Raw genomic sequence first — 11,091 nt, 5'->3', positions numbered from 1 at the left:
ATCCTGAAGTACCAGTGGAAGGCGAACGGCGTCGTCATCATTGGCGCGACCGCCGCCACCTACAAACTGGCCGCGGCGCAGGCCGGCAAGGCCCTCACCGTCACCGTCACCGGAACCAAGACCGGCTACACCACCGCCGCGAAGACCTCGGCCGGCACAGCGGCTGTCACGCCCGCGGGACCCGGCGTCGACGTGTCCTGGCCGCAGTGCGGCAAACCCCTGCCCAAGGGCCAGAGCTTCGCGATCATCGGCGTGAACAACGGCCTGGCAAACAACACCAACTCGTGCCTGACCACCCAGCTGTCCTGGGCCGCCACGTCCACCGGCGGGACCGGGCAGCCCCTCGTGGCCCTGTACGTAAATACCGGGAACCCCGGGACGGCCGGCTCCTGGTGGCCCACCAGCAACACCTATGCCGGGAAGACCGTGGCCAACCCGTACGGCACGTGCACCAAGGGCTCGGTCGGCTCGGCGTGCTCCTATATGTACGGTTACGCCAAGGCCTACGACGACGCCAACATCCGCGGGGTCAAGAACCCGGCCTCCTACACCTGGTGGTTGGACGTCGAGACCGAAAACTCCTGGTCAACGAACCAGGCCGCCAACAGAGCTGATCTGGAGGGCATGGCCGCCTACTTTGCCAGCATCGGCGCCAAAACCGGGCTCTACTCAACCGGCTATCAATGGGCACAAATCATCGGCACGGTGCCCTCGACGAGCAGCCTTTACGCCCAGCGAAGCTGGCTCGCCGGCGGGAGCTCCCTCCAAAACGCCAGCAGCATGTGTTCGGCAGCGCCGCTGACAGGCGGCGGGAAAGTCACCATGGCCCAGTACATCTCGGGCGGCTTCGACTACAACAAGTCCTGCATCTGAGTTCCAGCCTCCGCTGAGTAATCCGGATTCAGTAGTCCGGATAGAGCTCCTCGGACGCTGTAACTGGATTGAGGGGCTCGGCAATCAATKCAGGGTCACCGAGTGCCGCTTCCGCGAGCGCTTCGCACGTCGAGAAGCGGACATCGCCTCGTTCCAGCGCAGTTTCGATAACGGTCCGCAGCGCCTCCAGCCGTCCTGCCCGCCCGGTGAGGAACGGGTGGCAAGTGAGCATGAAAAGAGCACCATGACGTCGCATTGCGTCGATCTCATGAATCCACATGTCCGCCACGACAAGTGGCGACTGGATGATTTCACCGATCTTGGGTTCCGGAAGGAAGGCATACTGCTCCCAGTCATCCAGACTCCAATGTGGGGGGAGCTCCGCAACTGTGCCTGCGGGGGTTTCGATGAGATAGGGGACGTCCGCATCCATCAGGCTGGAATCGTATTTCAGCCCGTATTCAGCCACCAGCGACGGTGTCTGCCACGAGGGCTCCCACAATGCGGCGCGGTGCCCCTTTGGAGAAATGCCGAAACGCCCAAGTGCAGCAAGCGCCAGATCGAAGTCGGCGCGTTCGTCGTCGAAACTCATGTTCACCGCGGTGCGGTGGGTGTGTGAGTGGTGCGCGATCTCATGACCCGACTCCAGGACCTGTTCCACCATGCGGGGATATCGCTCCGCGGTTACGCCTGGAATGAAGAATGTCGCCGGCTGCTGCACATCCTTCAACATCTGGAGAATCCGGGGAACACCCACCTTGGGTCCGAACGCCTGGTGAGTCATCGCCATCGCATTGTCGGCGTAGCGCCGGCCGGCGGCCAGGACGGGGGACTCGGCGTCGACGTCGAAGGTCAACGCGGCAACGCAGGCCGCCCCCTGCCTCCAGCCGCTTTTATCGATTGTCATGTTCGTCCCTCTTAGAAGAAATGAGTCAGAAGAAAGGGGTCAGAAGTCATGGGTGGAGAGCCAGTCGGCGTAGTCGCCGAGGGCCCGCTGCAGCGGCCAGACCGATTCGTAGCCGAGATCCGCGGCGGCGGAAGCGATGCTGAAGTGGCCCTGTAAATCCAGGGTTGGATCCGTCCCGGGCCCGATCTCCACGGTGGCGTCCGGGAATGCGATTCGAACTTCTTTGACGACGTCGCTGAGTGTCCAGTACTCGCTGCCGGAGATGTTGTAGGCCAGGGGCCTGGCCGAGGCCGTTTCTGGTGCCTGGACTGCCGCCAGGACGGCAAGGGCGACGTCGCGGACGTAGACAAGGTTGTAGCGGTGGTCGGCCCCGTGGTCCTGTGAGAATGAACCATCGCGGACTACGCCGCGCATAATGTCCCTCATGACTTCATCCATGCGGTTTCCGGGTCCGTAAACCTGGCCGATGCGCAGGGAGATGACGTCGACTCCATACCTGTCGCCGTAGACCTGTCCGAGCCATTCCCCGGTAACCTTCGTCACGGCGTAAGGCGTCGTCGGATTTACTGGCTCCGATTCGAGAACCACCGCTGCTGAGGTCTTTCCGTACACGCACTCGGAAGAGAAGTTGATGATCCGTTTGACGCCGTGGAGTCGTGCCGCCTCGAAAACCGCCACCGTTCCCTCGACGTTGGCAGCAAACGTAGCCAGGGGAAAGCTCAGGGAATAGGTCGGGTGGGATATGGCGGCGGTATGGACGATGGTGTCGACGTCGTGCTCCTTGAATACTTCGAGGAGACGAGGGATATCGAACAGTTCACCCTGGACGGAAACGACGTCGGGGCGTGGCGCCTCGATGAAGTCCCGGTTGTAGCTGACTGTTTGATGACCGGCGTCGGCGAGTTCGTTGACGATGTGCCGTCCGGTGAATCCGGCACCACCTGTGACCAGAACAGAGCTCATGTGATTTGCCTTTCAGTAGGTGCGTTGGATGTGGGATTCAATGCCCAAGCGGGAACGTCGTGGTTCGACCACCATCGACAACAAGGTTGGTTCCCGTGACATAGGAGGATTCAGGACCCAACAGCCACAGGGCCGCCGCTGCAATCTCCTCAGGCAGGGCGAACCGGCCAAGCGGTACGGACACTTCGTCCCGGGCGCGTTCTGCTTCGTTCGCGAACTCGGCCGCAAGCATCGGGGTATCTGTCGTGCCCGGCGACAGTGCGTTGACCCGGACGCCGGCCGGTGCGAGTTCGGCGGCCAGTGACCGCATCATCGACAGGACGCCGCCTTTGGTCGCGGTGTATGCGGTGTAGCCTGCCTGGCCGACGAGTGACAGCTCACTGGCAGTGCAGACCAGCGATCCACCGCCGTTGGCCGAGAGCGTTCGCGCCGCTGCCCTGGCGAAGTGGAAAGTGCCGGTCAAGTTCACCCGGATCAGTCTCTGCCACAGCTCGTCCGATGTTTCGGCGATGGGCGCAACACTGGAGATTCCTGCGGCGTTGAAGGCCCCGCTCAGGGGCCCGAGTTCCGCTTCCGCCCGGGCGAAGGCGCCATCGACCTGTTGGGACTCAGATACGTCGGCTTCGATGAAGATCACAGCGCCCGAGAGTTGGCGTCGTGCGTCTTCAAGCAGACGGTCCGGGAGACCAACCGCTGCAACCTTTGCCCCTTGCGCCAGAAGGGCGCGGGTGGTCGCGAGGCCGATGCCGGAGCTGGCTCCGGTGACAAGGTAGGCCTTGTCCTGAAAATGGCTCATGTCTTCTCTTCCCCTCTTCCCCGTTGGTTCTGGCAAGGCCGGCAGAGTGCCCCCGGTCACGATTCGGGGGCATACGCCGGATTTGCCGATTTGACCCAGATGGCTGATTTAGCCAACGAGCGCACGAGTGTGGTCGTTAAGGAACATGCCGCGGGGGTCGAACTCCCGGCGTATCTGGATGAAGGTGTCAAGCTCCGGGTAGAGACGCTCCAATCGGCTCCTCGTCATGAAATGGATCTTTCCCCAGTGCGCGCGGGGCTCGAATTCCTGCAGCACCGCATCCGCATCCCGGAAGAAGGGCCAGTAGTCGGTCCCAGGTTCGGTGGTCAGGGTGATGACGGTGGTGTCGCGTCCTTGGAACTGGGACATGTAGCCTTCGTCGGCTTTCACCCAGCGGACCTCAACGGGGTACTTCTGGTCGGAATGCTTGGTGCGGATCAGATCCTGGACGGCCTGGACGGCCGCCAGGCCGTGTTCGCTGGGAACGAAGTACTCGAGTTCATGGAACGGTGTGGTGAATCCGCCCGGGTAGATGCGGTATGACCGGTCCAGCCGGGCACCTTCCGTGCGGGAAATTTCTCGCTCGTCCTGGACCTGGGCGACGTTGTACCGCTTGGTGTAGCTGCGGTTTGCCATGCTCTGGCCCGGCGAACCGGGCAGGTCCAGGAGCTCACAGGAATCGTCGTCCGGGCACCAGAGGAACGAGTAGTGCCGGTTCCCGTCGATGTCGGCCTGCCAGGTTGCTGCGGTCTCCGCCCACGTGGGATAGGTAATCTCCTCCTGCAGGTAATAGCGGTCCTCGACCGCCAGTTCGACCTCCAGGAAGATTCCGAGTGTCCCCAAGGCGACCTGGGCGGCCCTGAGTTCGCGGAGTTGCCCTTCGCCGATTTCGACGATTTCGCCGTAACCGTTGATCAGCCGGACCCAGCGCAATGCTGATGAGAAGCTGCCCAGGTTCTTTCCGGAGCCGTGGGTGCTGGTCGCGAGTGCCCCGGCGATCTGCTGCTTGTCGATGTCGCCCTGGTTGCCCAGTGCCAGCCCCTGCTCCCACAGCGGATCGCCAAAGGCGTTGATGGTGGTGCCGGCCAGGGCCCTCGCGCGGCGCCCCATGAGGTCGGTTCCGGTGATGGCCGAGAGTGCGGACATATCCATCAGGACCCCGCCCGTCTGGACAAGCGGTGAGGACGAATGCCCTGAGCCGACTGCACGTACGGGGAGGCCTTCGCGGATGGCGAACCGGACGGCGTCGAGCGCCTCCTGTTCGTTCCGCGGCCGGACGGTGAAGGCCGGCGTGGCGCTCTGGTTGCCGCCCCAGTTGGTCCAGGTTACGTCTGTCCCGAACGGAGCGGACGGGGTTGCGGCCCGCGCCGACGACGCGGAGTGGGGATGATTCGTGGTGGTCATTGCTGGGCTCCGATGCTGGTCTAAACGCTCATGCGCCGTGGTTGATCATGACGTGCTTGGTCCGGGAGTAATCGTCCAAGGCATACAGCGAGAGGTCGCGGCCGTAGCCGGATCCCTTGAATCCGCCCCACGGAACCTCGCAGGCCAACACCAGGTGTGAATTGACCCAGACGGTGCCGAAATCGAGCTGCTTCGGAACCCTGAGCGAGAGGCTCGAATCCCGGGTCCATACCGAGGCGGAAAGCCCGTAGGGACTCTCGTTGGCCCGGGTGATGGCCTCTTCAGTGGAGCTGAAGGACTCGACGGTGACGACTGGGCCAAAGATTTCGTGGGTAGCAATATGCGCCCCGGCCGGGACGTTGCTGATTACGGTGGGTTCAATGAAGTAGCCGGTGCCTTCCAAGGCCGAGCCGCCGATAGCCACCTGCAGGCCCGCAGCTTTTGCCTCGGCAAGGGCTTCCTTCACGCGTTCGAAGTGCGGGCGCGAAATCATGGGACCGATTTCCACGTCTTCCCCTGCGCCCGGAGCGCCGACGACGAGCGTGCTGACTTCGCGTACCAGGTGTTCGGTGAACTCCTCGGCCACGGACTCGTGCACGAGCACACGGCAGGCGGCGCCGCAGTCCTGGCCGGCATTCCAGAAGCCGGCGTTTCGCACGCCGGCGGCGGCCGCGCGGAGGTCGGCGTCGGCGAAGACAACAACCGGGGCCTTGCCGCCGAGTTCCAGATGGACGCGCTTGACAGACCTGGCCGCGGTCTCCGCGACTGCCTGTCCGCTGACGACGCTCCCCGTCAGCGCAATGAGCGCCACATCAGGGTGTTCGGAGAGTCGCTGCCCGACGGTTCGGCCTTTACCCGTCACGACGTTGAGGATGCCATCGGGGATGCGTCCGGCGACAAGTTCTGCCAGCTTCAGCGTCGAGAGCGGCGTCTGTTCCGAGGGTTTGAGGACGATGCTGTTTCCGGCGGCGAGGATGGGCGCGATCTTCCAGGCAGCCATCAGCAGCGGGTAGTTCCAAGGGGTGATGACGCCGACGACGCCGACGGGTTCCCTGAGGATGACCGAGGTGTGTCCGGTGGCGTAGTCGCCGCCTGCCATGGACGTCAGCGTGCGGGAAGCTCCGGCCATGAACCGGAAGGTGTCGATGGTGCTGGAGACATCGTCCTCCGCGACGGTCCGTGGTTTGCCGGTGTTGGCGGACTCGATGATTTCGAACGCCTCCCGGTTGGCTTCAATGATGTTGGCGATCAGGGACAGCACCTCGGAGCGTTCCTTCGGTGTCGTGGCGCCCCAGGACTTCTGGGCCGCCACGGCGGCCTCAACCGCAACGTCCACATCCGCGGCCGTGCCGGCCTGAACCGATGCGATGACCTGCTCTGTGGTGGGATCTACGACGTCGATCAGCTGAGTCGAGGAGCCGGGAACAAACGCTCCAGCGATGAAGTGCCCCGCCGGAGGCAAAACTGGTGGCAAGAGTCCGGCGCTGCTTTGCTCCGTTGCGGAGCGTCGGACTGTGAACTGCTCGGTGTCAGTGAGTGTCATGATATTTCGCCTTTGTTTTCTGCGCCGATCGCGGCGCCGGGAGTTTGGTGTGGGGGTGGGCGGTATGTGCCCGGGGTGCGCCGGTCTCGGCGTCGGGAGTTTGTGTTGGGGCGGGCGGTATGCCCGCGGTGGGCGGTGCACGCCCGGGGGGGCGTTACGCCCGCGGCGCTTCAATCAGGTCAGTTGCGAAGGCAGGCGACTGAAAGGGGGCTGCTTCCGCGTTCTTCCGGAACACCCGCGCCGCAAAGTAGTACAGGGGTGCAACGACCACCAGGCCAACAATCCAGGAGACGTCCACGCCGTTCATCGCTACGGCAATGGGGCCTGTGAACATCGCTGTTGCCGAGAACGGAACCTGAATCAGTGCGCCGGCAACATAGGCTCCGATCGCAACCCAGTTGAACGTTCCGTACACCCCGCCGTCGCGCTTGAAGAAGTCTTCAACCCGGTAGTCGCCGTGACGCAGGAGGTAGTAGTCGACCAGGTTGATGGCCGTCCAGGGAACCAGGACGTACATCAGGAAGGAGAGGAAGTTCGTGTAGAAGAAGATGAAATTGTCGCGGGCGAACAGTGCGATCGAGAGGGCGAGGGTGAAGAGGAGGATCGCCGCGATGGTCCGGGTCTTGGCGTGGGGCAACCAGGTCGGCCTGAACGTCTGCCCAATAGTGAGCGTGCACAGGACCCCGCAGTAGAGGTTCATGGCGTTCGACGCCGCAACGCCGAGGCAGAAAATTCCGATGATCACCATGGTCCATGGACCTAGCATGGCACCCAGACTCCCGACTATTTCGACGCTGCTGCCATCGCTGATCAGTGTCAGGGCAAGCGTTCCCACCAAGGCACCCAACACCATCGGGAAGAGTGTTCCCAGGACGCAGCCCGAGTAGGATGCCCAGAACGCCGGGCCCGAGCCGGTGCCCTGCGGCATGTAGCGGGAGTAGTCCGAAACATAGGGAGCGTAGGCGAGCTGCCAGAGGGCGGAGACGGAGATGGTGGCCATGAAGCCAACCCAGTTGAAGTTTCCCTGGTCCAGGAAGCTGGCCGGCAATCCGTGGACGGCCAAGATCCAGATGAAGGCCAGCACCAGCGCCAGACCGGCCACGATGCTCAAGATGCGTGCATAGGCGTGGATGAGCCGGTAGCCGAAGATGGTGGCAACGACGCTCAAGACGCCAATGATAATGATGCCTGCGTCAACACTGATGCCCGGGCTGACCGCGGCCAGTGCCTGACCGCCAAAGACGAGGTTCGCCGCAAAAAACCCGACGTACATGACCACCACGATGACAACGATCAGCAGCGCCCCGTACGAACCGAATTGGCCGCGGGTCTGAATCATCTGCGCCACGCCCAGCTGCGGACCTTGGGCCGAATGCAGTGCCATGAAGATGCCACCGACAAGGTTTCCAATGATGATTCCGACGATGGCGGGCACAAAGCTGAGCCCGAACACCGTGGTCGCGAGTCCCCCGGTCACGATGGTCATGATCATGATGTTGGACCCGAACCAGATGGTGAAAAGGTCCCGTGCTTTGCCGTGGCGTTCGTCGGCGGGGATGGGCTGAATCGTCTTGTCTTCGAGCCGGGGCACCTCGGCCGCGACGGCTTGAGTGGGGTGCGTGCTCATGATGCGTTCCTGGAGTTCATGGGAACCTCTTTGTTCTGTCCCGGCACTTCGTCGGGCACGGGATCTGATGTATCAATCATTCGTGACTTTTGTCACAGTGGAAATCCGGCGATTGAATAGACGCCGTAAACCTGTTCGTACATATGTACAAAGCAGGCGCGATGCCCAGCCCTTTGTGGCTCAAACGGTGGCGGCTTGCAGCTCTTGGGCGACGTTGGCGGAGGCCTTGCTGCGGTTCACCATCAGGGCGAGGAGGTCGAAGACGAGGGTCGCCGCGGCAAGTGTGGTGATGTCTGCGTGGTCGTAGGCCGGAGCGACCTCGACGACGTCTGCGCCCACGATGTTGATGCCGTCCAGTCCGCGGAGCAGGGCCAGCAGTTCGCGGGAGTGGAGCCCGCCCATCTCGGGAGTGCCGGTGCCCGGCGCGTAGGACGGGTCGAGGACATCGATGTCGATGGAGACATAGACAGGGGTGTCGCCCAGCCGCTCTTTGACGCGCTGGATCGCGGCCGGAACCCCGATGACGTCCAGATCCGAGCAGCGGATGATCTGGAAGCCGAACTCGTGGTCGCGGAGGAAGTCGTTGCGGTCATAAACCGGGCCGCGGATGCCCACGTGCATCGACTTGTCTTCGACGAGAAGGCCCTCTTCGAAGGCCCGGCGGAAGATGGTTCCGTGCGTGACCGGCTGGTCGAAATAGGTGTCCCACGTGTCCAGGTGTGCGTCGAAGTGGAGCAGGGCCACCGGACCGTGGACCTTGTTCAGCGCCCGTAGCATCGGGAGCGCGATGGTGTGGTCGCCGCCGATAGAGATGAGCCTCTTGCCGGAGCCGGCGTCGCCGAGGAGCGGGAGGGCCTGCTCCTCGATCTCGCGGACTGCACGGCCGATGTCGTAGGGGGTGCAGGCGATGTCACCCGCGTCAACAACCTGGGCTTCGTACACAGGCTCGACGTCGAGCTCCGGGTGGTAGCCGGGGCGCAGGAGCCGCGACGCTTCACGGACAGCGGCCGGACCGAAGCGGGCGCCCGGGCGGAAGGAGGTACCGCCGTCGAACGGGACACCGACAATCGCAATGTCATAGTCCGGCACGCGGTCGATCTGAGGAAGCCGGGCAAAGGTTCCCAGGCCCGCGTAGCGAGGGACTTTTGTTGCGTCGACGGGGCCGATTGGCTTGTGCGTGGTCATGACAGGGGTCCTCCAGTTGCTTGGGTTCAGCCGGCCTGGCAGATGTCCTTCTCTGAGCTGAGCTTCTGCGCCGGTTGAGGTCTATGCCTTAACTATTAGTGATCGGCGTCACGCGGTACATGCGCCGATTGACTACAAATAACCGAGGGGCTTATACATGTGTATAAGCGGCTTGGGGATGGCCTCCGGACATACGAACAGGAATCACACATGGCGATCACCGTGGCCGAACTGCTGGCCGAACCCCAGCTGGGCCTGACCCTGCTGGCGGGCTCCGCGGGCCTGGGCAACCGGGTCACCTGGGCCCACACCTCCGACCTCCCGCGCTTGTGGGAATGGATCACCGGCGGCGAGCTCATGATGACCAACGGGCTCTCCATTCCCGCGGATCCCGACGGGCAGGTTGAGCTGGCCGAGGCACTGGTCAACGCAGGTGCCAGTGCCCTGGCGATCGGCGAGCAGATGCATGCCCCTGAGCTCCAGCCCCAGTTCCTCGAAGCCTGTGACCGCCTGCCGTTGCCGGTCATCAACATCCCCTACCCGCTGCCGTTCATCGCCATCGCACGTTCGGTCGCGGAGTCTTCACTGCTTGAGGAGTCCCGCAGACTGCGTCAGACGGCCCGCATCTATGACTTGCTGCGGCTGGCGGGGCCATCTGAGAACCAGTGGCTAAGCCTGATCCTGGGCATCGAAGCTGAACTCGACGCCAACCTCTTCGTGGTTGATCGACGCTGCCTGCATGCCTGGCATCCGGGAGGCCAGTCGCTGTCGCCGGACCTCAGGCAGCAGCTTGAACCGCTGACCAGCAAGTCGCCGGTCGCCAGCAAGAAGTTCCAGTGGCACCGTTTGGGGGACGGCCACCTCCTCATGATGGATATTCCGACTCACGCCAATGCGCTTCTGGTGGTGCTGCCGAAATCCGAACCACTCCCGGATGCGGTGGTGCTGCTCCATGCGGCCACAGTCCTTGGACTGGAGCTGTCGCGGACGGTACTGTCCCTCGAGAACCAGCGCCGGCTGGGTGCGGAGTTCCTTTTGCAGGCCTTCGACGGGCGCCTGGGCATCGCCGACATTGAAAGCCGGCTCCCTGAGTTCGGGATTTCGACACGGGAATTCCTCATCATCTCGATGTCGAGCGAGGACGGCGAGAGTCTGGCCGGGATCCACGTTGATCTTTGGCGACACGGGTATCCGACGGCGTGCCAGCGCAGGTTCAATACACTGCATTTGGCTGTCGCCTCAGACTGCACCGACGATCTTCTGCGGCATGCCGCCCCCCTGGACGTGAGGATCGGGATCAGCCGGCCTTCCGCGGCCGCTGGAACGCAGAGAGCTTTGCAGGAATCGATGTGGGCGCTTGGGACGGCATCGAGCACCGGCGAGCGGTTGGTCCGCTACGCCGAGGGACCCTCGTGGCTGGGGCTCACCAGCTTTGAGGAAGGGAACGCACTGGTCCAGCGGCTGCTCGGACCCATTTTCGAATACGAACAGGGAGAAAACGGGGACCTCATCCTGACGCTGAAGACGTTCCTTGACATGCAACGGTCCTGGCAGAAAACGGCGGCGGCCCTGTTCGCGCATCGGCAGACCATCATCTACCGCATCCGGAAAATCAGTGAGCTGACAGGCCTTGATATGACCGAAACCTCCACGCTGGCGCAACTCTGGTTTGCCCTGCAGATCCATGAAGCCATGGACCTCCAGGGCAATCCGCGGCGTCTGCCGACGGCTGAGGTCAGCACTCCACGACGTTGACGGCGAGGCCGCCCATGGCGGTTTCCTTGTATTTGGAG

The 11,091-nt window shown here is 63.2% G+C and carries 9 protein-coding genes; 2 read left to right on the top strand and 7 right to left on the bottom strand.

Features of this window, described 5'->3' with window-relative positions; translation table 11 throughout:
- Positions 1-873, top strand: a complete 873-nt coding sequence (locus AC1D1S_RS15235; protein WP_476994831.1) for a glycoside hydrolase family 25 domain-containing protein — start codon at positions 1-3, stop codon at positions 871-873.
- 28 nt (positions 874-901) lie between these two features.
- Here AC1D1S_RS15235 and AC1D1S_RS15230 read toward each other — a convergent pair whose 3' ends face one another.
- From AC1D1S_RS15230 to speB, 7 genes are all read right to left on the bottom strand, one after another.
- The gene (locus tag AC1D1S_RS15230) at positions 902-1,780 is read right to left on the bottom strand and encodes a polysaccharide deacetylase family protein (protein WP_476994830.1); all 879 of its coding nucleotides are present in this window, start codon (positions 1,778-1,780) and stop codon (positions 902-904) included.
- Positions 1,781-1,819: 39 nt separating this feature from the next.
- On the bottom strand, positions 1,820-2,743 hold the full coding sequence (locus AC1D1S_RS15225) for an NAD-dependent epimerase/dehydratase family protein (protein ID WP_243182257.1): 924 nt from the start codon (positions 2,741-2,743) through the stop codon (positions 1,820-1,822).
- Between the two features lie 37 nt (positions 2,744-2,780).
- A complete protein-coding gene (locus tag AC1D1S_RS15220) occupies positions 2,781-3,539 on the bottom strand; it encodes an SDR family NAD(P)-dependent oxidoreductase (protein WP_476943896.1) in 759 nt (252 codons plus the stop codon).
- 108 nt (positions 3,540-3,647) lie between these two features.
- Complete coding sequence (locus AC1D1S_RS15215; RefSeq protein WP_028277056.1) at positions 3,648-4,943, bottom strand: D-arabinono-1,4-lactone oxidase; 1,296 nt, start codon at positions 4,941-4,943, stop codon at positions 3,648-3,650.
- Positions 4,944-4,971: 28 nt separating this feature from the next.
- Positions 4,972-6,486, bottom strand: a complete 1,515-nt coding sequence (locus AC1D1S_RS15210) for an aminobutyraldehyde dehydrogenase (RefSeq protein ID WP_243182255.1) — start codon at positions 6,484-6,486, stop codon at positions 4,972-4,974.
- A 154-nt stretch (positions 6,487-6,640) separates the two neighbouring features.
- Positions 6,641-8,113 carry a purine-cytosine permease family protein gene (locus AC1D1S_RS15205; protein ID WP_476946798.1) on the bottom strand — a complete coding sequence of 491 codons (1,473 nt, stop codon included), beginning with the start codon at positions 8,111-8,113 and terminating at the stop codon, positions 6,641-6,643.
- Between the two features lie 180 nt (positions 8,114-8,293).
- Positions 8,294-9,298 (bottom strand): agmatinase, encoded by a 1,005-nt coding sequence (gene speB / locus AC1D1S_RS15200; protein WP_243182253.1) that lies wholly within the window; start codon positions 9,296-9,298, stop codon positions 8,294-8,296.
- A 210-nt stretch (positions 9,299-9,508) separates the two neighbouring features.
- Between speB and AC1D1S_RS15195 the strand changes: the two genes are divergently transcribed.
- The gene (locus tag AC1D1S_RS15195) at positions 9,509-11,053 is read left to right on the top strand and encodes a PucR family transcriptional regulator (RefSeq protein ID WP_476994829.1); all 1,545 of its coding nucleotides are present in this window, start codon (positions 9,509-9,511) and stop codon (positions 11,051-11,053) included.
- Positions 11,054-11,091 lie beyond the last annotated feature (38 nt).

It is taken from the genome of Arthrobacter sp. P1_A5 (assembly GCF_056406825.1).
Note: the sequence above shows the minus strand (reverse complement) of the source record. Positions and strands in the feature narration are given on the sequence as shown.